Origin of the sequence: Mesorhizobium sp. M1143 (assembly GCF_040318435.1) — a bacterium.
Lineage (GTDB): Bacteria > Pseudomonadota > Alphaproteobacteria > Rhizobiales > Rhizobiaceae > Mesorhizobium.
This window is the reverse complement of record NZ_JAMYMJ010000007.1, coordinates 42465-67878: the sequence shown is the minus strand read 5'-3', so window position 1 is coordinate 67878 and position 25414 is coordinate 42465. Positions and strand designations below refer to the sequence as shown.

The 25414-nt window shown below is 63.6% G+C and carries 22 protein-coding genes; 14 read left to right on the top strand and 8 right to left on the bottom strand.

What is annotated here, in order from left to right:
- Positions 1-59: 59 nt before the first annotated feature.
- Both NKH35_RS08165 and NKH35_RS08160 read left to right on the top strand, forming a co-directional pair.
- Entirely contained in the window at positions 60-1604 is a 1545-nt protein-coding gene (locus NKH35_RS08165; protein WP_023825931.1) for a 4-hydroxyphenylacetate 3-hydroxylase N-terminal domain-containing protein, read from the top strand.
- A 6-nt stretch (positions 1605-1610) separates the two neighbouring features.
- A complete protein-coding gene (locus tag NKH35_RS08160) occupies positions 1611-2120 on the top strand; it encodes a flavin reductase (protein ID WP_023692271.1) in 510 nt (169 codons plus the stop codon).
- 10 nt (positions 2121-2130) lie between these two features.
- Here the strand turns inward: NKH35_RS08160 and hpaR are convergent, their stop codons facing one another.
- Entirely contained in the window at positions 2131-2526 is a 396-nt protein-coding gene (gene hpaR, locus NKH35_RS08155; protein ID WP_023695202.1) for a homoprotocatechuate degradation operon regulator HpaR, read from the bottom strand.
- A gap of 201 nt (positions 2527-2727) precedes the next feature.
- Between hpaR and NKH35_RS08150 the strand changes: the two genes are divergently transcribed.
- The 5 genes from NKH35_RS08150 to hpaH are packed head-to-tail and all read left to right on the top strand — an operon-like array spanning position 2728 to position 7346.
- Positions 2728-3114 carry a 5-carboxymethyl-2-hydroxymuconate Delta-isomerase gene (locus NKH35_RS08150; RefSeq protein ID WP_023686935.1) on the top strand — a complete coding sequence of 129 codons (387 nt, stop codon included), beginning with the start codon at positions 2728-2730 and terminating at the stop codon, positions 3112-3114.
- Positions 3115-3125: 11 nt separating this feature from the next.
- Entirely contained in the window at positions 3126-4643 is a 1518-nt protein-coding gene (hpaE, locus tag NKH35_RS08145; protein WP_023667828.1) for a 5-carboxymethyl-2-hydroxymuconate semialdehyde dehydrogenase, read from the top strand.
- A 14-nt stretch (positions 4644-4657) separates the two neighbouring features.
- On the top strand, positions 4658-5638 hold the full coding sequence (gene hpaD / locus NKH35_RS08140; RefSeq protein ID WP_352914089.1) for a 3,4-dihydroxyphenylacetate 2,3-dioxygenase: 981 nt from the start codon (positions 4658-4660) through the stop codon (positions 5636-5638).
- Positions 5639-5667: 29 nt separating this feature from the next.
- Positions 5668-6543, top strand: coding sequence for a fumarylacetoacetate hydrolase family protein (locus NKH35_RS08135; RefSeq protein ID WP_352914087.1), 876 nt, complete (start codon positions 5668-5670; stop codon positions 6541-6543).
- Complete coding sequence (gene hpaH / locus NKH35_RS08130) at positions 6537-7346, top strand: 2-oxo-hept-4-ene-1,7-dioate hydratase (protein ID WP_023682710.1); 810 nt, start codon at positions 6537-6539, stop codon at positions 7344-7346. Before NKH35_RS08135 ends, hpaH begins: the two co-directional genes overlap by 7 nt.
- Before the next feature lie 17 nt (positions 7347-7363).
- Here hpaH and NKH35_RS08125 read toward each other — a convergent pair whose 3' ends face one another.
- Genes NKH35_RS08125 through NKH35_RS08100 form a run of 6 tightly spaced genes read right to left on the bottom strand, consistent with a single transcriptional unit; the run spans position 7364 to position 13815 of the window.
- Positions 7364-8395: a phosphotransferase enzyme family protein gene (locus NKH35_RS08125; RefSeq protein WP_023667832.1), complete on the bottom strand. Its 1032-nt coding sequence runs from the start codon at positions 8393-8395 to the stop codon at positions 7364-7366.
- Positions 8392-9699 carry an aminotransferase class III-fold pyridoxal phosphate-dependent enzyme gene (locus tag NKH35_RS08120; RefSeq protein ID WP_023732267.1) on the bottom strand — a complete coding sequence of 436 codons (1308 nt, stop codon included), beginning with the start codon at positions 9697-9699 and terminating at the stop codon, positions 8392-8394. Before NKH35_RS08120 ends, NKH35_RS08125 begins: the two co-directional genes overlap by 4 nt.
- Positions 9700-9732: 33 nt before the next feature.
- On the bottom strand, positions 9733-11082 hold the full coding sequence (locus tag NKH35_RS08115; protein ID WP_023708115.1) for an aminotransferase class III-fold pyridoxal phosphate-dependent enzyme: 1350 nt from the start codon (positions 11080-11082) through the stop codon (positions 9733-9735).
- A 20-nt stretch (positions 11083-11102) separates the two neighbouring features.
- A complete protein-coding gene (locus NKH35_RS08110; protein ID WP_352914083.1) occupies positions 11103-11765 on the bottom strand; it encodes an HAD family hydrolase in 663 nt (220 codons plus the stop codon).
- Complete coding sequence (locus NKH35_RS08105; protein ID WP_023686943.1) at positions 11762-13045, bottom strand: Tm-1-like ATP-binding domain-containing protein; 1284 nt, start codon at positions 13043-13045, stop codon at positions 11762-11764. Before NKH35_RS08105 ends, NKH35_RS08110 begins: the two co-directional genes overlap by 4 nt.
- Positions 13045-13815 (bottom strand): IclR family transcriptional regulator, encoded by a 771-nt coding sequence (locus tag NKH35_RS08100; RefSeq protein WP_023732266.1) that lies wholly within the window; start codon positions 13813-13815, stop codon positions 13045-13047. Before NKH35_RS08100 ends, NKH35_RS08105 begins: the two co-directional genes overlap by 1 nt.
- Before the next feature lie 166 nt (positions 13816-13981).
- On the opposite strand from NKH35_RS08100, the gene NKH35_RS08095 reads away from it, so the two are divergent.
- The 3 genes from NKH35_RS08095 (at position 13982) to NKH35_RS08085 (ending at position 18172) form a co-directional block, all read left to right on the top strand.
- Positions 13982-15430, top strand: a complete 1449-nt coding sequence (locus NKH35_RS08095; RefSeq protein WP_352914081.1) for an APC family permease — start codon at positions 13982-13984, stop codon at positions 15428-15430.
- A 64-nt stretch (positions 15431-15494) separates the two neighbouring features.
- Positions 15495-16688, top strand: a complete 1194-nt coding sequence (locus tag NKH35_RS08090) for a cytochrome P450 (protein WP_352914079.1) — start codon at positions 15495-15497, stop codon at positions 16686-16688.
- A complete protein-coding gene (locus NKH35_RS08085; protein WP_352914077.1) occupies positions 16685-18172 on the top strand; it encodes an aldehyde dehydrogenase in 1488 nt (495 codons plus the stop codon). The genes NKH35_RS08090 and NKH35_RS08085 overlap by 4 nt, the downstream gene beginning before the upstream one ends.
- Before the next feature lie 177 nt (positions 18173-18349).
- Here NKH35_RS08085 and NKH35_RS08080 read toward each other — a convergent pair whose 3' ends face one another.
- The gene (locus NKH35_RS08080) at positions 18350-20638 is read right to left on the bottom strand and encodes a mechanosensitive ion channel family protein (RefSeq protein WP_352914075.1); all 2289 of its coding nucleotides are present in this window, start codon (positions 20636-20638) and stop codon (positions 18350-18352) included.
- A gap of 281 nt (positions 20639-20919) precedes the next feature.
- Here NKH35_RS08080 and NKH35_RS08075 point away from each other — a divergent pair, with 281 nt between their 5' ends.
- The 4 genes from NKH35_RS08075 (at position 20920) to ntrB (ending at position 25414) form a co-directional block, all read left to right on the top strand.
- Positions 20920-21522 carry an ANTAR domain-containing response regulator gene (locus NKH35_RS08075; protein WP_352914073.1) on the top strand — a complete coding sequence of 201 codons (603 nt, stop codon included), beginning with the start codon at positions 20920-20922 and terminating at the stop codon, positions 21520-21522.
- Between the two features lie 2 nt (positions 21523-21524).
- Complete coding sequence (locus tag NKH35_RS08070) at positions 21525-22763, top strand: CmpA/NrtA family ABC transporter substrate-binding protein (protein WP_352535636.1); 1239 nt, start codon at positions 21525-21527, stop codon at positions 22761-22763.
- 338 nt (positions 22764-23101) lie between these two features.
- Positions 23102-24430, top strand: a complete 1329-nt coding sequence (locus NKH35_RS08065) for a CmpA/NrtA family ABC transporter substrate-binding protein (protein ID WP_352914071.1) — start codon at positions 23102-23104, stop codon at positions 24428-24430.
- Positions 24431-24523: 93 nt separating this feature from the next.
- Entirely contained in the window at positions 24524-25414 is an 891-nt protein-coding gene (ntrB, locus tag NKH35_RS08060; protein WP_023682697.1) for a nitrate ABC transporter permease, read from the top strand.

Below are 25414 nucleotides of genomic sequence, written 5' to 3'. Positions count from 1 at the left end.
ACGTCCTAACCGATCCTTGCCAGGAGCGCTAGAGTTGATGCCATAAGTGGAGGAACATCATGCGATCGGAAGACTTTCGTGCCGACAATGGGCGCCCGTTCACCGGGGCCGAGTATCTGGAGAGCTTGCGCGACGGCCGCGAGGTCTACATCAACGGCGAGCGCATTGCCGATGTCACCACCCATCCGGCGATGCGCAATTCGGCGCGGTCGCTGGCGCGCCTCTATGATGCGCTGCACGATCCCAAGCGGCAGGGCACGCTGACCTCGCCTACCGATACCGCTTCGGGCGGCTACACCCACAAATATTTCCGCGTCGCCAAATCCTCCGGCGAACTCGCGGCCCAGCAGACCGCGATCGCCGAGTGGTCACGCATGTCCTATGGCTGGATGGGCCGCACGCCCGATTACAAGGCGGCACTGATGAACACGCTCGGCGCCAATGCCGACTGGTACGGCCCGTTCAAGGACAATGCGCTCGCCTGGCACAAGCGTGCGCAGGAAGCCGTGCTGTTCATGAACCACGCCATCGTCAACCCGCCGATCGACCGCCACAAGCCGGCCGAACAGGTGAAGGATGTCTTCGTCCACATCACCAAGGAGACCGACGCCGGCATCTATGTCTCCGGCGCCAAGGTGGTGGCGACGTCCTCGGCGCTGACCCACTACAATTTCCTGGCGCAGAGTTCGGCGACGGTCACCGAAGATCCGTCGCTGTCGGTCATGTTCATCGTGCCGATGAATGCGCCGGGGGTAAAGATGTTCTGCCGCGTCTCCTATGAGCAGACGGCCAACACGGCGGCGGCTCCGTTCGACTATCCGTTGTCGTCGCGCTTCGACGAGAACGATGCCATCCTGGTGCTCGACAATGTCTTCATCCCCTGGGAGGACGTGCTGGTGCTGCGCGAGGCGCAGAAAATCCTGTCCTTCCATCCGGCTTCGGGCTTCATGCATGGCTATTGCTTCCAGGGCTGCACACGCTTTGCCGTCAAGCTCGACTTCCTCGCCGGCCTGCTGGCAAAGGCGCTGCGCGCCACCGGCGGCGATGCCTTCCGCGGCAACCAGGCGGCGCTGGGCGAGGTGATCGCGCTCAGGCACATGTTCTGGAGCTTCTCCAACGCCATGGCCTACAATCCGATCCCCTGGGCGAATGGCGCTGTCCTGCCCAACCTGGAAGCAGCCCTTGCCTACCGGACTTTCATGTCGGAAGCCTATCCGCGCGTCATCGACACGGTGCGCCGGGTGATCGCTTCTGGGTTGATCTACCTGCCGTCATCAGTGCGCGACTTCAACAATCCCGAGATCGACAAATACCTCGCGCAATATGTGCGCGGTTCCAACGACATGGGCCATGTCGAGCGCATCAAGATCATGAAACTGTTGTGGGACGCGACCGGCACCGAGTTCGGCGGCCGCCACGCGCTCTACGAACTCAACTATGCCGGTGCGCCGGAAGAGGTGCGGCTGCAGGTGCTGAAGGGCGCCGAACGCGGCGGCCGGCTGAAGGCCATGGAAGAACTGGTCGACACCTGCATGGCCGACTATGACGAGAACGGCTGGACGGGAGATACCTGGCTCAATCCGCTCGCTTCTACGGCCGGGTGATGTCAGATGGCCACGCAGATTTCGAAGGCCGATTTCCGCGACGCCATGGCAAGGGTCTGCGCGCCGGTCAACATCGTCACGACAGATGGTCCGGCCGGGCGCGGCGGCTTCACCGCCACCGCCATGTGCAGTGTGTCGGACGAACCGCCGACACTGCTGGTGTGCATGAACGGCCGCTCGACGCAGGCCGCCATGTTCCTCGCCAACCGGCGCTTCTGCGTCAACGTGCTGACGCATGACCATATGCACCTGGCCGGCAAGTTCGCCGGCGCGACCAGGGACATGGAGGCACGCTATTCGGCGGCGCGCTGGCAAACGCTGGCCTCAGGCACGCCGGCGCTGTCCGATGCGATCGTCAATTTCGATTGCGAGATCGAGGATGTGCACATAGTCGGCACGCATAATGTCATGATCGGCCGCGTTATCGACGTCAGGCACGGCAGCGGCGGCTCGGCGCTGCTTTATGTCGACCGCAATTACACGCAGCCGACGCGGCTTGGCAGCTTTGGCGGCTGAGCGGGAGCAGTCAGTTCTCGCCGGCGATCAGGCTCTCCAGCAGATCGAGCAATTGCTCGAGCCTCTCATGTCCGAAGCGCTGTTCGATGTCGCGGTAGATGACGAGGCGTTCCGGCGACAAGGCATCGATAAGGGCGGAACCCGCCGGGGCGATCGTCAGCACGACACGGCGGCCATCGCCTTCCGCCTTGTTGCGGGTGATGAATTTTCGGCCCTCGAGCGTCTTGATGATGCGTGTCAGGCTGGGCGGCAGCACCGAAGCGCGATCGGCAAGTTCCGTCGCCTCGACAGGGCCGGCCTCGCTCAGAACGCGCAGCACACGCCATTGCTGTTCGGTCACGTCATGCGCCGCCAGCATAGGGCGAAACCGCGCCATCACCACTTCGCGGGCATGGAGCAGCGCCATCGGCAGAGAACGACGGGTGTTTTCAGGCAGCAAGAAGCAGCGTCCCCAATGATGCGGGCGGTCGGCGGGACCGCACGCCAAAACCTGACCTTTCCATCCCGTATCGTCGCCTCAACTTGGATGCAAGTCTTGACTTCAGGGATGCTGCATGTAATTAACGCGTTAATTACAGCAGTGGAACAATCCGGGGAACGAGACGCGGTGCCTCACTTTTCCATCGAGTATTCGGCCAACCTCGATGCCAAGGTCGACATGAGCGAATTGTGCGCGCTGGTGTTGCGCACCGTGCTCGGCACCGGGCTGTTTGAAACCGGCGCGGTGCGGGTGCGGGCCTTCCGCGCGGAAGCCTATGCCATCGCCGACAGCCTGCCGGAAAACGCTTTCCTCGACATGTCGTTTCGCATTGGAACCGGGCGCAGCGCCCAGGACAAGAAACGAACCGGGGAGGCGGTCTTCGCCGCGGTGAGCGAATACCTTGGCCCCCTGTTCGAGACCCCGCATTTCGCTCTTTCCCTGGAGATCAGGGAGATCGACCCGGTACTGAGCTGGAAGAAAAATGCAATCCACCCGCGACTGCGCGGCAAGTGACGGAAGCTGATATGTCCGACCTCGAAGGCAATCTGAAAAAGGCCGAGGCCTATCTGGCCCGTTTCAAGCGCGACGGCGTGCTGAACCAGATCGGCGGCGAAGCGGTGCCGGCGGTGGATGGCTCGACCTTCGAGAGCATGTCGCCGGTCGATCTCAAGCCGCTGGCCAAGGTCGCGCGTGGCAGCGCCGCCGATATCGACCGCGCCGCCAAGGCGGCAAAGGCGGCGTTCCCGGCCTGGGCCGCCATGCCGGGCGACGGGCGCAAGAAGCTGCTGCACAAGATAGCCGATGCGATCGAAGCGCGCGCCGAGGAGATCGCCTTCGTCGAGTGCATGGACACCGGCCAGGCGCTGAAATTCATGGCCAAGGCCGCGCTGCGCGGCGCCGAGAATTTCCGCTTCTTCGCCGACCGCGCGCCGGAAGCGCGCGACGGCGAGACGCTGCGCACGACAGGCCAGGTCAACATCACCACGCGCGTGCCGATCGGCCCGGTCGGCATCATCACGCCGTGGAACACGCCGTTCATGCTGTCGACATGGAAGATCGCGCCGGCGCTGGCGGCAGGCTGCACCGTCGTCCACAAGCCGGCCGAATTTTCGCCGCTGACCGCTCGCCTGCTGGTCGAGATCGCCGAGGAGGCCGGCCTGCCGAAAGGCGTGTGGAACCTGGTCAACGGCCTCGGCGAGCACGCCGGCAAGGCGCTGACCGAGCACCCTGACATCAAGGCGATCGGTTTTGTCGGTGAGAGCCGCACCGGCTCGATGATCATGAAACAGGGCGCCGATACGCTGAAGCGCGTGCATTTCGAACTGGGCGGGAAGAACCCGGTGATCGTCTTCGCCGACGCCGATCTCGAACGTGCGGCGGATGCGGCCGTGTTCATGATCTACTCGCTCAACGGCGAACGCTGCACCTCATCGTCGCGGCTGCTGGTCGAAGCCTCGGTCTACGACACATTCACGGATCTGGTCGCGGAGAAGGCAAAGCGCATCAAGGTTGGCCATCCGCTCGATCCCAAAACGGTGGTCGGTCCGCTGATCCATCCGGTGCACGAGGAAAAGGTGCTGTCCTATATCGAGATCGGCAAATCGGAAGGCGCGGTGGTAGCCGCCGGCGGCGGCAAGTTCGCCGGTCCGGGCGGTGGCTGCTATGTCAGCCCGACGCTGTTTACCGGCGCCACCAACAGGATGCGCATTGCCCAGGAAGAGATTTTCGGGCCGGTGCTGACCGCCATTTCCTTCAAGGACGAGGCCGAAGCGCTGGCGCTGGCCAACGACACCCAATACGGCCTGACCGGCTATCTCTGGACGTCGGATGTTACCCGCGCCTTCCGCTTCACCGATGCGCTGGACGCCGGCATGATCTGGGTCAATTCGGAGAATGTGCGGCATTTGCCGACGCCGTTTGGCGGCGTCAAGAATTCGGGCATCGGCCGCGACGGCGGCGACCATTCCTTCGATTTCTACATGGAGACGAAGAACATCGCCTTCGCCACTTCAGCGCACGCGATCCAGAAACTCGGCGGCTGACCGGAGGACATCGGATGCCACTGCCCAAACCAAACCTCTATCCCGCCTTCAACATCGTGCGCCTCAGCCATGTCGAACTGGCGGTCACCGACCTTGCGAAATCCCGCGCCTTCTATGTCGACACGCTCGGCCTGCAGGTTACCGACGAGACATCGGAAGCCATCTATCTAAGGGCGTTGGAAGAGCGCGGACACCACTGCATCGTGCTGAAGAAGGCCGGCAGCGCCGAAGCCCGCGATCTCGGCTTCAAGGTTTTCTCGGATGAGGATCTCGACAAGGCCGAGCACTTCTTGAAGGCAAAAGGCCTGCCGGTGGAGTGGGTCGAGCGACCCTACCAGTCGCGCACCTTCCGCACCCGCGACCCGCACGGCATTCCGCTCGAGTTCTTTGCCCAGATGGAAAGGCTGCCGCCGATTCATCAGAAATATGCGCTCTACAAGGGCGTGAAGCCGCTGCGCATCGACCACTTCAACTGCTTCTCGCCCAACGTCGACGAGTCCGTCGCCTTCTACAACGAGCTTGGCTTCCGCGTCACCGAATACACCGAGGATGCCACTAGCGGAAAGCTGTGGGCGGCCTGGACGCACCGCAAGGGCGGCGTCCACGACATCGCCTTCACCAACGGTGTGGGTCCGCGCCTGCATCACGTCGCCTTCTGGGTGCCGACACCGCTCAACATCATCGACCTGCTCGACCTGATGGCGACGACCGGTTACCTCGCAAACATCGAGCGCGGCCCAGGCCGGCACGGCATTTCCAACGCCTTCTTCCTCTATGTTCGCGATCCTGACAATCACCGCATCGAGATCTACTGCTCGGACTACCAGACGGTGGATCCGGATCTGGAGCCGATCAAGTGGGACCTCAAGGACCCGCAGCGCCAGACGCTGTGGGGCGCGCCCGCGCCGAAAAGCTGGTTCGAGGAGGGTAGCATCTTTGCCGGCGCGGCCGCGCGCCAACCGGATTTGACGGCGTCGCCGATCATCGCACCGTGACCACAGACGCGAACCTGACGGAGACCGGGATGACTGCACATGGGCGGCTCGCCACCTTCACTGTCGGCGGCAAGACGCGCTATGGCGTGGTCACAGATAAGGGCGTCGTCGACCTGTCGGCGCGGCACAGCCAGTGGCCGACGCTGCGCGAAGTGATCGAGGCCGGCGTGCTACGGCGGCTGGCGGAAGAGGCCGAAGCCTACGCCGTCGATTTTCCAGTCGACGCCGTCGCTTATGAAATCCCTGTGCCGTCCCCGGAAAAGATCGTCTGCGTCGGCGTCAACTATCCCGACCGCAACGAGGAGTACAAAGACGGCCAGGCAGCGCCCTCCAATCCGTCGCTGTTCATCCGCTTCCCCCGCTCCTTCGTCGGCCACGACGCGCCGCTGGTGCGGCCGCCGGAATCGCCGCAGCTGGACTATGAGGGCGAGATCGTCATCGTCATCGGCAAGGGTGGACGACGCATCGCCGAGAGGGATGCGCTTGACCATATCGCGGCACTATCCCTGTGCAACGAAGGCACCATTCGCGATTGGGTACGGCACGCCAAGTTCAACGTCACGCAGGGCAAGAATTTCGACCGCACCGGCTCGCTCGGTCCGTGGCTGGTGCCGTTCACCGACGAGGCGCAGATTGCCGACATCGCGCTGACCACCCGCGTCAATGGCGAATTGCGCCAGCAGGACCGCACCAGCCGGATGATCTTCTCGTTCCGCAAGATCATCGCCTATGTCTCCACCTTCACCACGCTGGTGCCAGGCGATATCATCGTCACCGGTACGCCGACCGGCGCCGGCGCCCGCTTCGACCCGCCGATCTGGCTGAAGCCGGGCGACGTGATCGAAGTCGAAGCCGACGGCATCGGCGTGCTCCGCAACGGCGTCGTCGACGAGGTAGCATCGTGACCCCCGAGCAAGCTGAAGATGCCGCGGCAAGGCTGTTCGAAGCCGAGCGTTCGCGCCGCCAGATCCGTCTGCTCAGCCTCGATTTTCCCGACGCGACGATGGAGGATGCCTATCGCGTCCAGGCAGCGCTGGTGAAACGCAAGACCGATGCCGGGCTGACCCCGAAGGGCTGGAAGATCGGCCTGACATCGAAGGCGATGCAATATGCGCTCGCCATCGACACGCCGGATTCGGGCGTACTGTTCGACGACATGTTCTTCAACGACGGCGCGACGATACCCGTCGGCCGCTTCATCCAGCCGCGCGTCGAGGCCGAGATAGCCTTCGTCATGAAGGCGCCGCTGAGGGGCCCAGGCGTGACCATCTTCGACGTGCTCAACGCCACCGATTATATCACGCCGGCGCTCGAAATCCTCGACACGCGCATCGAACGCGTCAATGCCGAGACAAAGAAGGCGCGCACTTTCTTCGATACGATTTCCGACAACGCCGCCAATGCCGGCATTGTCATCGGCGGCCGGCCGCAACGACCCGATGAAGCCGATATGCGCTGGATCGGCGCCATCGTCTCGCGCAATGCGGAGGTCGAGGAGACCGGGCTTGGCGCCGGCGTGCTCAACCATCCGGCGATGGGCATTGCCTGGCTGGCGGACAGGCTCGCCCGCTACGGCATGTCCATCGCGGCCGGCGAGGTGGTGCTGTCCGGATCGTTTGTGCGCCCGGTCGAGGCGCGGCCCGGCGATACCATCGTCGCCGACTTCGGCAGCTCGGGAACGGTCAGCATCCATTTCGCCAAGAGCTGACGGCTCTCATCGGCTCGTCAGTTGGGCTGTTCGCCGCGCAGGTAGTCAATCACCACATCGGCTGCGATGGTCGACATCCGCAAGCCGACATCCCTGGTGATGTCGCCTTCGACGCGGCTTTGCACCCAGCCAAGAAAGGCGAAGGCACGCAACGCGGCGAATAGAGGCAATGCGGCGATGTCCTGCGGGATCAGCGCACGCTCTTGCTGGTAGCCGTCAAGCAAAGCGGTTTCGATCAGCGGGTAGATCGCCTCCTCGCGGTTCTGATAGAGGGCGACGGCAAGGTCGTACATGTGCCAGCCATGGCCGCAATCGTCGAAATCGATGATGCGCACCGCGCTGTCATGGATGAGCACATTTTCGCGCACCAGATCGGCGTGGATGATGCCGAAATTGCGCGCGCTGCGCTCATGTTCCGACAGCGCCTTCACTGCCTTGTCGCGCGCCTGCAAGACCAGCGCGCGGCGAGGACCATCGAGAAAGGGCGAGGTCTCGAACCGGCCCCAGACCGGGTTCGCACCGAAGAAGCCGTCGAAGTCCCAGGCATGGCGGACGAAGCCCGCGGGCGGCGTCCACGAGGCAGTGACATTGTGCATATGGGCGATGGTCCGCCCGATCGCCGTGAAGATCTGGATCGACTGGTCGGCCGTGTAGGCCAGTGGCACGCCGCGTGCGCCCACGGCGCGGCCCTCCAGCCAGCTCAGGCAATCGGCCTGCCGGGGCTGCGCCGAGGTGGCCGTTCTGACAAGCACGAACGGATCGCCGGCCTGTGTTGCGACGCAAGACGGCGTGGCGACGCCGGCGGATTGCAGGAAGCCCATCCATTGCAGTTCCGAACGCAGCGCGGCGTCCGTGTGGTAGCCGAGCCGGTGGATGCGCATGGCTGCCGGCTGGCCATCCGGCAGCCGCACGCGGAAGACGGCGTTCTCGCGGTGCTTCAGAAGTTCCGGCTCAGAGTTGCGGACGCCCCAATGTTCGAGCGCACGCCTGGCGAGCTCCGTGACATCGGCTGCCGTTTCGGGCTGGGATTGGGTGGAAACAGAATTCACGCCGGCACTCCGCCGACTTGGCCCAGCACCTCGTCCAGCAGGCCGATCAGGAACTCGGCATTGTCGCGCGAGAACGGCATGGGCGGGCGGATCTTGAGCACATTGCCGTGGATGCCGGTCTTGCCCATCAGCACGCCGCGATGGCGCATGCGATTGGCGACCTGCTCGGCAATGTCGGGCGCCGGTTCGCGCGTGTCGCGGTCGTGGACCAGCTCGGCGCCGAAGAACAGTCCGGCCCCCCTGACCTCGCCGATGCACTCATGCCGATCGGCCAGCGGGCGCAGCAGGCCAAGCGCACAGGCACCGACGTCTTGCGCGTTGGCGACAAGGTTTTCCTGTTCGATGACGTCGAGGACGGCATTGGCGACTGCGCAGGAGACCGGGTTGCCGCCAAAGGTGTTGAAGTAGCGGAAAGCGTCGCGGAAGGTCGCCAGTATCTCCTTGGTGGTGACCACGGCCGCGATCGGATGGCCATTGCCCATCGGCTTGCCCATGGTGACGATGTCGGGGACGAAGCCGGCGCGCTGATGGCCCCAGAAATGGCTGCCGGTGCGGCCGAAGCCGGGCTGCACTTCGTCGGCGATGACCAGACCACCGGCTTCGCGCACGGCCCCCAAGGCGTCGTCGAAAAATCCGGTGGGCAGAGCCGGGAAACCTTCATTGGCGAGCAGCGGACACAAGATGATGCCAGACAGGCCAATGCCATCCTGTGCCAGCGAGGCGATCGCTTGACGCACGGCGTCGCCAAAGGCCTTGCCATTGGCCATCGCATCGGGATGGCGATAGCTGTCGGGGGCCGGCACCAGCCTGACATGGGGGGCGCGGCCGCGGATCGGAGGCATGCGCGTGCTCAGCTGCGAAACCGCCGTCGTGTTGCCATGATAGGTGGCGTCGGTGGCGATGATGCCCATATTGCCGGAGGCGGCCTGCGCCATGCGCAGCGCGATGTCGTTGGCCTCGCTGCCGGTGCAGGTCAGGATTGCGGTGGCGAGGCTTGCATTGAAGGTCGCCGTCAGCCGCTCGACATAGTCGAGAATTGCGGTGTGCAGATAGCGTGTGTGGGTGTTGAGCAGGCTTGCCTGACGGCACAAGGCCTCGACCACATGCGGGTGGCAATGGCCGACATGGGCGACGTTGTTGTAGGCATCGAGATACTTGCGGCCGTCGGCATCGTAGAGCCAGACGCCTTCGCCGCGCACCAGGTGCACGGGCTCGTCGTAGAACAATTGCGATTTCGCGCCGAGCAGGCGGGCACGCCGCTTGACGAGCGCTTCCTCGCTCGGGTTCTTCTCAGATTGGGTCATTGCGTACCAAACTCCATTGCGTCAGCGGGTCTATCAGGCCCTCGACAGACCTGCATCGATGGCCTCGCCGATCTTTGCCACGTCGGCGGCGCCGATGATCAGCGGCGGCGACAGGATGATGTTGTTGCCGGACACGCGCAGCATGACGCCGGCGTCATAAGTGGCTTCCGAAACCACGGCCATGGTCTTCTTGTCCACCGGCTTTTTCGTCGTGCGATCGGAGACCAGCTCTAGCGCAGCCATCAGGCCCTTGTACCTGATGTCGCCGACGATCGCGTGCTTGGCTTTTAGCCCCTCCAGCGTCGCCGCGAGCTCGATGCCGCGCGCGGCTGCGTTCTCGTCCAGGCGAAGCCGCTTGGTCTCGGCAAGTGCAGCCAGCCCTGCCGCGCAGCCGACAGGATGGCCGGAATAGGTATAGCCATGACCGATCGCCCCGAAGCTGGTCTTGTCGGCCTCGAAGACGTCGGCGACCTTGGCGCCGATCAAGGTGGCGCCGAGCGGGAAATAGCCCGAGGTGATCGCCTTGGCGATGGTCATGAAATCCGGCTTCACGCCGGATAGCCGCGAACCCGACCAGGCGCCGGTGCGACCGAACCCCGTGACCACCTCGTCGGCGATCAGCAGGATTTCGTGGCGGTCGCATATCTCGCGGACCAGCGGCATGAAGCTGTCATGCGGAACGATGACGCCGCCGGCGCCGAGAACCGGCTCCATGATGAAGGCGGCAATGGTGTCGCCGCCCTGGAAGGCGATCTCATCCTCCAGCGCTTTGGCGCACAGTTTGGCCAGCCGCGCCGGATCGGTCTCATCGAACGGATTGCGGAAGGTCCAGGGTGCGGGAATGTGGAAGACGCCGGGCATAAGCGGCTCATAGTTGCGGCGGAAATTGGCGTTGCCGTTGACTGACGCGCCACCGAAATGGGTGCCGTGATAGCCCTTCTTCAGCGCGAGGAATTTTGTCCGGTCGCCCTGGCCGCGGATCTTCCAGTATTGGCGGGCGAGCCGCAGTGCGGTTTCGACCGAATCCGAGCCGCCCGAGGTGAAGAAGGTCCGCACCATGCCTTCCGGTTCGAACCATTCGCTGAGTTCGTAAGCGAGCTCGATCGACGGGCCGGTCGACGTGCCGCGAAACCCGGAATAGTAGGGCAGGGCGCTGAGCTGGTCGGCGATGGCCTTCTTGATCGGGTCGCAGGAGTAGCCGAGATTGACGTTCCACAGTCCGCCAACCGCATCGAGCACGGTGTTGCCGTCGATGTCGGTGACCATCACGCCTTCGCCTTTCATGATCACCTTTGGCGGGTTGGCCCGCATCTCGGCCGGGTGTGCCATCGGATGCCAGATCGGCTTGGCGTTTTTCTCGGTGAGGAAATTGATGTCGCGCATCGCAAGGCTCCGCAAATGTCTCAGGAGATGAGGTCGAAATGGCCGAGGGCCTCGGCATAGGAAAGTGCCGGCCGCGCGACGTCGAAATGAACGGTGCGCATGCCGACGGCACGGCCGCCATCGACATTGCGCTGCTGGTCGTCAACGAACACACAGGCGCGGGCAGGCAGGCCAAGCGCCTCGGCCACCAAGGCATAGGCGCGCGGATCGGGCTTGAGGATGCGGGTATAGGTGGCGTCGACGATGGTGTCGAACAGCTCGAGCAGCGGCAGCCGCTGACGGAAGCCGGCGCCATAGAACAGATCTAGCTCGTTGGACAGGATCGCCAGGCGAAATCCCGCCGCATGCACGGTCCGGATGGCGCGGACGGCTTCGGGCCGCACGATCTTTTCCGGCTCGGCTCCGCGTGCGCGCTGGACGAATGTCTCCATTGCCTCCCAGTCCTCGCCGACGAGCCGGCCGACTTCGCTGGTGCGGGTGCGCCAATAATCGCGCTCGCTGATGTCGTTGGCCTGCATGGAGCGCCACAGCGGATCTGAATCCGGGTCGAACGGCCCGTGCCATTGCAGCGTTCCCGGCGCGAGGCCGAGCGCCTGTTCGGTCAAGGCATGGGTCTCGAAAAGGGTCCGGGTGACGACGCCGCCGAAATCGAGGACGAGCGCCTGGGCAGGAACAGCGCTCACGCAGCCACTCCCTTGGCCGGCATGCCGCGCGGGATGATGCCTTCCTCGACCCAGCGGTCGAAGATTTCGAGCGCCTTGCCGACGAACTCGTCGCTGTTGATGTGGGCGTCGATCTCGTGGAACTCGACGCCGGCGGGAATGGCCTTGCGCATCTCATCGGTGAACGCCGCGAGGGCTTCGGGTTCGTACAGCGGCTCGCCCTGCGCATCCCATTCCTGGATGCCGCCGGAGGGCAGGATGAAAGCGGAGCGCCCCTTCGACGCACCGAGCTTGGCGGCGATGGTCCTGGCGACTTCACGGCGGTCGGCGGCATCGACGGTGATCGAGCCGATCAACCTGTTATGAGCATGGAATGGCCGCTGCGCGAACTTTGTCGGCAGCGCCTGCCAGGTCGGCAAATCGACCATGTCTACGGCGCCAGGGGCTGCGATCTGCGGAATGCCGCGGGCGCCGGCATTCTCGAGCCGGTCGGCGCCGGAGCTGACGACCGAACCGGCAAGATGATTGGTGATCTCCTGCAGGCTGAAGTCGAACACCGCGCAGAAATGGTCCTGGCTGGCGATCGATTCGAAGGCCCGGCCCCCCATCCCGGTGGTGTGAAAGACTGCGACGTCATAGCCGCGCTGCTCCAACGCCGGCTTCAGCGTCTTCATATAGCGCAGGCAACTGCTGCCCAGCGAAGTCATGCCGATGGTCGGTCCGACCGCCGGGGCCGAAGCACGGGATGCAAGCACGATCCTCGCCGCACCGACCACCGCGCCGCAGGCCTGGGAAAGGACCAGCTTGCAGATGGTGTTGAGGCCGTAGAGCCCGCCTGCCCACAGGATCATCATCAGGTCGGGCGCGACGCGCTCGGGCGGAATGAGATGCGAGTAGGCGATGGTCGAGACGACGAATTTCGGCACGCCGAGCGGCAGGCACAGCGCGACATCGAGCGCCAAATCGGTTCCCATCGAACCACCGATGGCGATGAAGGCGTCGATCTCGCCGCGCTGGTGAAGCTGGCGCACCAGCTGAACGGCGCCGACGGCCATCAATGTCATGGCGGTGTTTTCGTCGCCGCTCGAGACGATTTCGGCCATCGTCACGCCAGCGGCCCGCGCAACGGCATGCTTGTCGTGATCGGGACTATAGGCGGGGGCGCCCAGCACGCTGACATCCATCATCACGGCGCGGCCACCGGATGCCTCGATACACGCTTTCATGAACAGCAGTTCGTCGGTCTTGGTGTCGCCCGTGCCGATGACCAGGATGCGGGGCGTCGCCATATCTGCAGACATCAGGCCTGCCTCCTCAGGGTTTGCAGGTTTTCGCCATTGAGGCGCATCGAAATCTCCCGTGCCGCGGTCACAACCGCAAGCCCTCGTTCCACGATCGTAGCCGGTGTCGTCCTGGCCTTCGGGGCTGCCACCGCAATTGTCCCCAGCGCAAGACCATCGGCGGCGCGGATTGCAGCCGCGACGCCGATCACGCCGTCCTCATGGCCCTGGTCGCAGATCGAATAGCCGCGGTCGCGCGCCTCGCCGATCGACTTTGAAATGGCGGCCGGCTCGACGAGGGTATGATCGGTGAAGGCCTCAAGCGAACCTGTCAGGCATGCTTTCACGGTCGCGTTGTCGGCGAAGGCGAGATAGGCGATGCCGGAGGCGGTGGAATGCAGCGGCAGAAGCTGGCCGACATCGATGTTCACCCGGTTTGCCCAGCTTGAATGCTCGACATAAACGGTGATCAGCCTGTCGACGCCGAATTCCGACAGATGCACCGTCTCGGTTGTCGAACCCGCCAAATCCTGCGCCACGGGAATTGCCGTTTGCAGGAACGGGAAGCAGGCTTCGCGGATACGCGCCAGCCGCGACAGGCCGGCGCCGAGGCGATAGTGCCGCGTGCCGGCATCCTGCTCGACGAAACCATGGCCGCCAAGCGCCACCAGCAGCCGCCGCGTCGTCGCCTTGTCGAACGCACACCGCCGCGCGAGATCGGAAAGTCCGAGCTCGGGCTCGTCCGCCGTGAACAGCTCCAGAAGTGAAATCGCCTTGCCGACCGTACCCATCCAGCCTCCCGCTCGGATAGAAACTTAATGTGTGAATTAACTTGACAGGCATCCGCATTCTTTGCAAGTCTATATTCAAAATAAGGGTTCAAATAATGAACCAATGGCATTCAGGGAACAGGCCGAGCGGCCGCGAACCCAGGGGTTCGTAAGACTGGAGGGACAAATGTCAGCAGTTTCGGAACAGGCGCCCGCCAACAGGCTGCGCAAGAACAGTCTTGGCGTCGGCGCTATCACCTTCATGGTGATTTCGGCGGCGGCGCCGCTCACCGCGGTCGCCGGCGGCACGCCGCTAGGCATGCTTATGGGCAATGGGGCGGGCTTTGCCGGCACCTATCTTATCGTGACCGTGTTGCTGCTGCTGTTTGCCGTCGGCTACGTCGCCATGTCGCGCCATGTCGGCAATGCCGGCGCCTTCTATGCCTATGCCGCGCGCGGGCTCGGCGGTTTTGCCGGCGGCGCAACCGCAATCATCGCGATCCTGTCCTACAACGCCATGCAGATCGGGGTCATGGGCCTGCTGGGGGCCGCGACCGCCGGCCTGTTCGCCGGCTGGGGCATCGACCTGCCCTGGTGGGTGTGGAGCTTCATCGCCGTCGCCATCGTCGCGGTATTGGGCTACCGCCAGGTCGACCTGTCGGCCAAGATCCTGACGTTGCTGGTGCTGTGCGAATACATCGTTGTGCTGGTGCTAGACCTCGCCATCCTCAAGACCGGTGGCGACAGTGGTCTCTCGGCGGCGCCGTTCAGCTGGAGCCACATCGTCAGCGGCTCGCCCGCCATCGCCATCCTGTTCTGTTTCGCCGCCTTCATCGGTTTCGAGGCGACGACGATCTACGCCGAGGAAGCCCGCGACCCCAAGGTGACCATTCCGCGCGCCACCTATTTCTCAGTGTTGCTGATCGGCGTCTTCTACATGGTCACGGCCTGGCTGATGGCGGTCGGGGCCGGCGTCGACAAATTGTTGTCTGCACTGCAGGCGCTTCAGGATCCGACGACCTTCCTGTTCGGCCTGTCCGACCGCTACGCCGGAACCATGCTGTCGCACGCCATGGGCATCCTGTTCGTATCGAGCCTGTTTGCCGGCGTGCTGGCGTTCCACAACGCCGTTGCCCGCTACATCTACGTCTCGGGCCGCGAGAAGCTGTTGCCTGAAGCGATCGGCGTGACGCATTCAGTGCACCAGAGCCCGCATGCCGCTTCCGTCATCCAGAGCGTGTTGGCCGCGCTCGTCATCGGACTGTTCGCGATACTCGGCCTCGATCCGGTGCTGGCGCTGTTTTCCTGGCTGACCAATGTCGCGACGCTCGGAGTCATCGTGATGATGGCTGTGGCCTCGCTCGCCGTGGTGATGTACTTTCGCGCCAATCCGTCTGCCCAGGAAAACGCGCTGAAGACCACCATCCTGCCGGGGCTGACCTTCATCGCCTTCGTCATCATCATCTACCTGATCGTCATCAATTTCGGCAGCCTGTCCGGGGCCGGTGGCTTCCTTGGCGTGTTCCTTCCGGGACTGGTGCTGATCGCCGCGGTGGTCGGCCTGCTGCTTGCCGGTGCGTTGAAGAGCCGGGATCCGGTTGCCTTCGAAAATCTCGGGGTGCCGCTGAAGGACTAGGGACAAAGGACAAGGGGGTAGCGCGTTCGGCGCCGCCCCTTTCCAGCGCAAGGGAGTAACGGCGTTGAGCTTTGCCGAGAGCATCACCGTTGAGGCGCTGGAAGCCGATCCGTATCCGATCTATGCGGAACTGCGGCGCAGCGCGCCTGTCGCTTTCGTGCCGGCGGTCAATCTCTGGTTCGTCACCCGCTGGAAGGACGTCGAGACCGTCGCAAAGTCACCCGACATCTTCTCCGCCGTCGTCGGTACGTCTCCGGTCGAACGCTCGTTCGGCAAGCCGACCATCCTGACTACCGACGGCGAAACGCATAGACAGCTGCGCCAAGGCGTCGATCCGAAATACCGGCCGCGCACCGTCGCCGCCTATGCCGGCGATCTCGTACGGTCGATTGCCGAACCTTTTCTCGACCGGATCGCCGAACAAGGCTCCGCCGAGCTGATGGCGGATTATTTCGAGCCGGTGTCGACGCTCAGCCTGGCGCGCTCGCTTGGCCTTGCCGACATCGACATGCCGACGCTGCGCCGCTGGTTCTATGGCCTTGCGCAGGGCGCCATCAATTTCGAGAACGACCCGAAGCGGCAAGAGATCGCCGACGCGATCAGCGCCGAGGTCGGCGCAGCCATCCGGCCGACTCTGGATAGACTGGCGCGCGCACCCGACGACTCGGCGCTATCGCATATGCTGCATGACGGCATGCCGGAAGGCACGACGCGGCCGATCGATTTCTTGATGCCAAGCATCAAGGTCATCCTGCTTGGCGGCATGCAGGAGCCCGGACATGGTGCCGGTTCGATCCTCGCCGGCCTGCTTGCGCATTCCGAACAATTGCGGCAGGTGCTCGCCGATCCCGAGACCTTTGTGCCCAGGGCTGTCGATGAAGGCTTGCGCTGGGTGGCGCCGATCGGCACCCAGACGCGGCAGACGACGCGGGCGGTCGAGCTTGGCGGCGTAACGATCCCTGCCGGCGCCGCGGTCGCTGCACTTGTCTCCTCGGCAAGCCGCGACGAGAGCCGCTTTGCCGATCCAGACCGCTTCGACATCAACCGCAGGGAAGGCAATCATGCCGCCTTCGGCTTTGGTCATCATTTCTGTTCGGGCCGGTTTTTCGCGCGCGAGCAGATGTGCCTTGCATTAAGGCTGCTGCTCCTGCGCTTCCCCGATCTCAGTCTGGTGCCGGGCAAGGTGCCGGTGTTTCGCGGCTGGGAATTCCGCGCGCCAACCACGTTGTATGTTTCCCTGGGAGTCCGCCACCAATGATCAGCCAGAATGCCATCGACGCGCTGCGCAAGACGGAGATCGGCGAGCGGGGCTTGTTTATCGATGGCGTACAGGCCGCAGCGACGAGCGGCGCGACGCTGGCGGTGATTTCGCCGATCGACGGCCGCGCTTTTGCCAGCATCGCCGACGGCAATGCCGCCGACATCGATCGCGCGGTCCGATCGGCGCGAAAAGCATTTGAGAAGGGTTTATGGTCGCGCGCCGCCCCTGCCTTTCGCAAGAAGGTGCTGACGAAATTTGCCGAGCTGATCGAAAAACATGTCGATGAGCTGGCCGTGCTTGGCGTGCGCGACAACGGCACCGAGATCGGCATGGCCTACAAGGCCGAGCCGCTGTCGGCGGCCGGCACCATCCGCTACTACGCCGAGGCGATCGATAAGGTCTATGGCGAGATCGCGCCGACGGCCGACAATGTGCTCGGGCTGATCCACAGGGAGCCACTCGGTGTCGTCGGCGTCATCGTGCCGTGGAACTTCCCGCTGATGATCGGCGCCTGGAAGATTGCGCCCGCACTGGCCACCGGCAACAGCGTCGTCGTCAAGCCGCCGGAGATCGCCTCGCTGACCTTGCTGCGGCTGGCCGAACTCGCAAGCGAGGCTGGACTTCCCGAGGGCGTGTTCAACGTCGTTACCGGTCATGGTGCTGTCGCCGGCGAAGCGCTTGGCCTGCATATGGATGTCGACGCCATCGCCTTTACCGGATCGGGGCCGGTCGGCCGGCGGCTGCTCGAATACTCCGCCCGTTCCAATTTGAAGCGGGTCTTCCTCGAGCTTGGCGGCAAGTCGCCCAACATCGTCTTTGCCGACGCTCCGGACCTGAAGCAGGCGGCGGTCGTATCGGCCAACGGCATCTTTCGCAATTCAGGCCAGGTCTGCGTGGCGGGCTCGCGTCTGCTCGTCCAGTCGTCGGTCTATGATCTTTTCATGGACGAACTTGTCTCGGCAACCACGCGGCTCAAGGTCGGCGACCCGCTCGATCTCGCCAGCGATATCGGTGCGGTATCGAGCGCCGAACAGCTGGACAAGAATCTCGGCTTCGTCGCCATGGCGCAAGCCGAAGGCGCCCGTCTCGTCGCCGGTGGCGAACGGATACTGACCGAGACTGGCGGCAGCTACATGGCGCCGACGATCTTCGAGAACGTGACGCAAGAGATGCAGTTGGCGCGCGAGGAGGTGTTCGGACCGGTGCTCGGCGCGATGCGCTTCGAGACCGAGGAGGAGGCGGTGCATCTCGCCAACTCCACTGTCTACGGACTTGCCTCGGCGGTGTGGACCGCCAATCTTTCCACGGCCCATCGCATGGTGCGCGCCATCAACGCCGGTGTCGTCCACGTCAACACCTATGGCGGAGCCGATATCACCGTGCCGCTTGGCGGCGTCAAACAGTCCGGTTTCGGCCGTGACAAGTCGCTGCATGCGCTGGAGAAATTTGTCCACCTCAAGACCGCCTGGATTGCGCTCTGAGCCTTGCGGAAAGGCCAGCGTATCTGCTCTTTTCGTCAAGCTTGGCCTCAGAAACGCCACGCTGGTGCTGGTTGGCGGCGATCGCGTCACCGCTATCGGCAGTTCCGACTAGCGTGGTGTCGTGGGTCCTGGTTTTGCGCGGAAAGCCGTGTTGCGGCCGGCCGGTATCACGGCGTCCTACTCCGTTGTGCTCGCTTTTTTTCTGCGCCGATTGGTGTGCGACTGGGCGACGGCCATTCGTAATTCGGGTGTGATCTCCAAACGCGCATTCTCTGTCCCATGCGGGTCTTGCAGCCCCTGGACGTGGACGGTCGGGAATGGGAGTTCGATGCCCTGCTCCTTGAAGGCCTGGCGGAGGCGCAAAAAGAACCTGCCTTTCATGCTGAAGGCGCCTCCAGGTCTGGTCGTAACCTTGACCCTCAAGACGATGCCGTACTCGCCGAACTCCTGCACGCCCTGCATCTTGATCGGTTCGATCACCCAGTGTTTGAACTCCGGATCTTCGGCCAGTTCCAGGCCAATTCGCTTGATCAGTTTGCGAGCAAAGTCGATATCGGTGTCATAGCCAACGGTGATGTTGAATTTGTCGGTGACCCAGTCACGGCTCTGGTTCTGCACGGCGCCGAGTTCACCGAAAGGTATCGTGAACAGCGGACCACGATGGTGGCGCAGCTTCACCGAGCGCAGCGAAAAGCTCTCCACCGTACCCCTGTAGCTGCCCGATGAAATGTATTCGCCGACACGGAAAGCATCGTCGAGCAGATAAAACACGCCAGAGATCACGTCCTTGACGATGGTTTGCGCGCCAAAACCCACGGCGACGCCGACGACGCCGGCGCCGGCGATCAGCGGGCCGATCTGGATTCCGATCGAAGCGAGCATCATCAGCACCGCCATCACGATGATCACCGCGAGCAGAATGTTCTGAATGATCGGCAACAGCGTGTGCAGCCGCGCCTGATGCGGATCGAGGGTGAGGATGTCCTCCTCGCCCATCACGGCTTGCGGTATCGCGACGCCCAGCTTTCGTTCGATCAACGCTTTGATGATCGACCAGCCGAAATCGGCAGCAAGGGCAATGACCACGACGTTGATCAAGCCGCGCAATATGAGCATGGTGGTCGTATCGCTGCCGCGCATGGATTGCATGTCCAGGCCCAGTACGCGTGCGAGAAGGTAAGCCGCCGCGAGGATGAAAATCATCCGGATACCGCGATCGATGACAGCGATCGTCACCGCCGGGATCGTCGGCCGGCCCGCATCTTCCGAACCGGGCCGCAGGACGAAATTAACCCCGCGCTCTGTCAGCACAATTGCCAAAGGCAGGAAGAATGCGGTGAAGGTAAACCAGAAGAATGTGTAGAGGCCGGCAATGCGTTCGAGGAACAGAACGACGAAATAAGCCGTCAACAACCATGTCACTGCCGTGTGACCGCTGTGGCGCGCGCCGTCTCGCTGCGTTCTTGGCCGACGCCAAATGGCCAGCAGGAAGAGCAACAGCAATATGAAATCGGCGCCGACGGACAGGACCATCATTCCGTCCTGGTCTATGCCGAGACCCGGCAAGAGGACAAACGCGGCGGCGAAGAAGGCGAAAACGCCGACGATCCGGGGCAGCCAATAAGCCCAATGGTCAGCAGCTCCGTCGGTGATCGGCAGGGCACGAACCTCGATGGCGTGCTCGACCTCCATGAAAGAAGGGACGAGTGTGGCCATCACGTATAGGCGCACAGCCCACGTAAAGACCGCAGCCATCAGAAATGTCAGCACAATCTCGCGGATGAGCGCTGGCCAGTCGAACAGCATGAACGCACCGGCGCTGCCCAGCGCGAACGAGCCGATCATCATGCTGGAATAAAGCGTGCGGCCGCCGATCTTCTTGGCCCGCCCGATGGGCGTATCTCTGGGTTGCGCGATGATCCAAAGACGAAATGGACGGGTGAGCTTGTATATTGCCCAGGTGAGCGCCAGGCCGGCAGCGATAAAGATCGCAATCAGCACCAATATGCTGACGGGGCCCTTGCTGGACATATCGTCCATGGTATTGGCCCGGACGCGCGCGAACTGGTCCGGCAGCGAAGGCAAGGTTCGCACGATCTTTTCGATGTGATGCTTGATCCGATCGAGCGTCGAGGATGCCATAGTATTCATCTGGCCCGGTGCGGCCACGGCGTCGGCCGGCGGAGCGCTAGTCTCGGCAGGCGCTTCCGTCGATCCTGCGCCCTGATTTCGTTGCTCGGCCACCCAGGCCTTCACCGACGGATCGTCGAGAAGCTCGAACAGCTGTTTGACCTTGTCCGGCGTGACGGCGGCCGGTGCCTGGGCCTGTGCCGGACCAGCCAACAGGAGGGCGATGCCAAGGACGAGCGGCCCGGCTATCAGGACGAACATCGCCGTCAGGTTCCCGGGACGCCGTGCCGGGCGCGCCGGCTCCCTGGCCCCCAATCGTCGTTTCATGAGCAGCATCGTGCGGTAACCTTCCGGTCAGATCGGCGAGCAAGGACAGCTATGTCCGTCGTTGCCCCCACCTTTAACAAGCCGATGTTGCGGTGCAAGTCTCATCGCACCTAGACCGTTGGGTAGGGCACCAGGCGACCGGCAAGGCTGTCATCACAGTGCCAGCGTTGCGCTGCATTCCTTGTCCCGACCACCTAGACCGGGTCATTGTCGGTCGTCGGTTGCTCCGCGGCGGGAGCCTGTGACCATGCCGCATTGCACAATTTTGCGACCTTGCCCACAATGCACGCATGGTCCGCAGCTCACTCGCCGTCCTGGTCATCGACGAAAACCGTATCCGCGCCGCGATCATCGAGGCAGGTTTGCGCGAGGCCGGCCATGACCGGGTCACCGTCATCCACGACGTGACCGGCATTGCGCGGCGGATCGCCGAGATCGAGCCGGACGTCATCGTCATCGACCTGGAAAACCCGAACCGCGACATGCTGGAAAACATGTTCCAGCTGTCGCGTGCGGTGAAGCGGCCGATCGCCATGTTCGTCGACCGATCGGACCAGGCATCGATCGAAGCGGCGGTCGATGCCGGCGTTTCGGCCTATGTCGTCGACGGCCTCAGGCAAGAGCGCGTCAAGCCGATTCTGGACATGGCGGTCAGCCGCTTCAACGCTTTCTCGCGCATGGCGCGCGAGCTGGAAGAGGTTCGAGGCGAGCTTGAGAGCCGCAAGGTGATCGACCGTGCCAAGGGCATCCTGATGAAGTCGCGCGGCCTGACCGAAGAGGCCGCCTACACGCTGCTGCGCAAGACGGCGATGAACCAGAACCGCAAGATCGGCGACATTGCCCAGAGCCTGGTGACTGCCGCCGGGCTGCTCGGGCCGTCGGAGGACGAATGAGCATGAGCGCCGAGCACCAGATCACCGCCGGCTTCATGCCGCTCTTCGACAGTGCCGTGCTGGTTGCGGCGGGTGAGCTTGGATTTGCCGCGCGCGAGGGCATCGATCTCACACTGCACCGCGAGACCTCCTGGGCCAACATCCGCGACCGCATCGCCATCGGCCATTTCCACCTGGCGCACATGCTGGGGCCGATGCCGCTCGCCTGCAATCTCGGGCTGACGCCGCTTGCTTCCGAGACCATCGTGCCGTTTTCGCTCGGGCTTGGCGGCAATTGCGTCACCATCTCCAACGCCGTCTGGGAAGGCATGGCGGCACACGGCGCCATACCCGATCTCGAGCCCGCGCGCGCGGGCGCAGCCCTTCGTGCCTTCATTCGCGAGCGCGCCGGGGCTGGCGGCGATCCGCTGCGCTTTGCCGTGGTGCACCCGCATTCGGGGCATAATTACGAACTGCGCTACTGGCTTGCCGGATGCGGCATCGATCCGGAGCGCGAGATCGAGATCGTCATCGTGCCGCCGCCCTTCATGGCCGATGCGCTGGCCGCCGGGCGGATCGACGGCTACTGCGTCGGCGAGCCCTGGAACAGCGCCTCGGTCGCTGCCGGCACCGGCCATATCGTCACCGTCAAGGCGCTGCTGTGGCGCAACAGTCCGGAGAAGGTGATCGGCGTGCGCAAGGCCTGGTCGCAGGAGAACCCGGTCGCGCTGGCAGCATTGCTGCGCGCGCTGCATCATTCGGCGCGCTGGTGCCAGGATCGGGGCAACCACGCCGAACTGGCTGGTGTGATGGCTCAAGCTGGCTTCCTCGGCCTGCCACCAGCTGTCCAGATGCCGATCCTGACCGGCCATCTTGAACTGGGCGGCGGCGCCGAACTGGATGTCGACGACTTCTTCCTGCCCTTCGACAAGGCGGCGAACTTTCCGTGGAAGAGCCATGCGCTGTGGTTCTATACGCAGATGGTGCGCTGGGGGCATGTCGAGCACACGCCGGAAAACCTTGCTATCGCCCGTGACTGCTACCGTCCGGACCTCTACCGCTCGGCGCTAAAGCCGCTTGGCGTTGCACTTCCCGGCGCCAATGCGAAGGTCGAGGGCGCGCTTAAGGTCGCCACGGCTGTCGGTGCGACTGGGGCAGGCTTGGTGCTTGGGCCGGACGGCTTCTTCGACGGTCAGACCTTCGACCCCGACGAGATCGACGGCTATATAGCGCGCCAGAAAGTCGCTCGCGCGGAAGCCTGATCATTCTCGCGCCATTCTTGTGCATTGCACAAAAAATGTGCGTGCGATTGCTGTAATGAACAATCTTTGACCTGCTTGCGATGTCGCCTCGCGTGCCGGCGTCTGGCGCGTAATGTTGATTTCATTTAGGTTTTTCGTTTCACTCAGAACTGGCACGGTTCCTGCTTTGAATTAGCCAGACCCTTCGCGGGTCACGGAACAGGCGTCCAATGGCGGGCGCCACAGGCAAAGCTGCCGCTCAGGTCAACGACGCGATCCCGGATGTACGGACGCGCGAGGCCTGGACGGCGGCTTTTTTGTTTTGGGCCACTCGACGAAGCGTTCAACCGGAGATCACGATGAAAGAAAAAATAGGGAAATGGATCGGGACGGGAACATCGCTCAAGGATGTGACGCGCCGCGATTTTCTTGTCAGCAGCGCCATGACGGCCGGCCTGTTCGTGGCGGCCCGCAAGCTCTTCCCCTCGGGCGCCTATGCCGCCACGACCGCTCCGGAGGTCACCGGCGCCAAGCTCGGCTTCATCGCGCTGACCGACGCGGCGCCGCTGATGATCGCCAAGGAGAAGGGGCTGTTCGCCAAGTTCGGCATGCCCGACGTCGAGGTGATCAAGCAGGCCTCCTGGGGCGCGACGCGCGACAATCTGATGCTCGGCGGCGAAGCCAACGGCATCGACGGCGCTCACATCCTGACGCCGCTGCCCTATCTCATGCACACCGGCAAGGTGACGCAGAACAACCAGCCGATGCCGATGGCTATCGTGGCGCGGCTCAACTACGACTGCCAGGGCATTTCGGTTGCGCAGGAATACGCCGGCACCGGTGTCGGCCTCGACGCCTCCAAGCTGAAGGACGCCTTCGCCGCCAAGAAGGCGGCCGGCAAGGAAATCAAGGCCGCCATGACGTTCCCGGGCGGCACGCATGATTTGTGGCTGCGCTATTGGCTGGCCGCCGGCGGCATCGATCCCGACAAGGACGTCTCGACCATCGTCGTGCCGCCGCCGCAGATGGTCGCCAACATGAAAGTCGGCAACATGGACGTGTTCTGCGTTGGCGAACCGTGGAACGAACAGCTCGTCCACCAAGGCGTTGGTTTCACCGCCGCCACCACCGGCGAACTGTGGAAGGGTCATCCCGAAAAGGCGCTCGGCCTCCGCGCCGAATTCATCGACAAATACCCGAACGCCACCAAGGCGATCGTGATGGCCGTCATGGAGGCCCAGCAATGGTGTGAGGCCACGGAGAACAAGGACGAGATGGCCGCCATCATCGGCAAGCGGCAATGGATGAACGTGCCTGTCGCCGACATTATCGGCCGCCTCAAGGGCGACATCAACTACGGCAATGGCCGCGTGGCCACCGGCACTGACCTCTACATGAAATTCTGGAAGGGTGGCGTCTCCTATCCCTACAAGAGCCACGACAGCTGGTTCCTCGCCGAAAACATCCGTTGGGGAAAATTCGCGCCGACCACCGACATCAAGACGCTGGTCGACCAGGTCAATCGCGAGGATATCTGGCGCGAGGCGGCGAAGGATCTCGGCCTTGCCGCAGCCGATATTCCGGCCTCGTCGTCGCGTGGCGTCGAGACATTCTTCGACGGCAAGATTTTCGACCCGGCCAACCCGTCGGCCTATCTCGACAGCCTGAAGATCAAGGCATCGGCTTGACCAGCGCAAACGGCGCGTTGCGCCGTTTGTCGCCCCCAGCGCAACGGCGCTTCGCCGTTGTCGCCCGCATCGACCCCGGAGTTATACCCAGACATGTCCATCCAAGCCATTGAGGAAACCACGGTGAAGGCGTTCCCCGCGAAGCCTGCCGCGGTCATCGCTTTCACCGCCAAAGCGCGGCGCCGCTTCGACCCGATCGCGATCGCCGGCAGGCTGGCCACCGCCCTGGTGCCGCCGGTCATCGTTATCGCCTTCATGCTGGTCGTGTGGCAGATCGCCTGCTCGTCGCCGACCGCCAGCCTGCCGCCGCCCAGCCAGGTGTGGAACGAGGCCTATGACCTGATCGCGCATCCGTTCTTCAACAACGGCCCGCAGGATATCGGCCTTGCGTGGCGGGTGCTGATCTCTCTGCAGCGCGTCGCCATCGGCTTCGGCCTGGCGGCGATCGTCGGCGTCGCGCTCGGCGCCCTGGTCGGCCAGTCGATCTGGGCCATGCGTGGCCTCGATCCGGTGTTCCAGATACTGCGCACCGTGCCGCCGCTGGCCTGGTTGCCGCTGTCGCTGGCTGCTTTCCGCGATTCCAGCCCGTCGGCGCTGTTCGTTATCTTCATCACCTCGATCTGGCCGATCATCATCAACACCGCCGTCGGCGTGCGAAACATTCCGGAAGACTACCGCAACGTCTCGCGCATCTTGCGGCTCAACCAGTTCGAATTCTTCGTCAAGATCATGGTTCCGGCCGCCGCACCCTACATCTTCACCGGCCTCAGAATCGGCATCGGCCTGTCCTGGCTCGCCATCGTCGCCGCCGAAATGCTGACCGGCGGCGTCGGCATCGGCTTCTTCATCTGGGACGCCTGGAACTCGTCGCGGCTGCCCGACATCATCGTCGCGCTCGCCTATATCGGCGTCACCGGCTTCTGCCTCGACCGCCTGGTCGCTGCGGTCGGCGCTTTCGTCACCCGCGGCACAACGGCAAAGTGA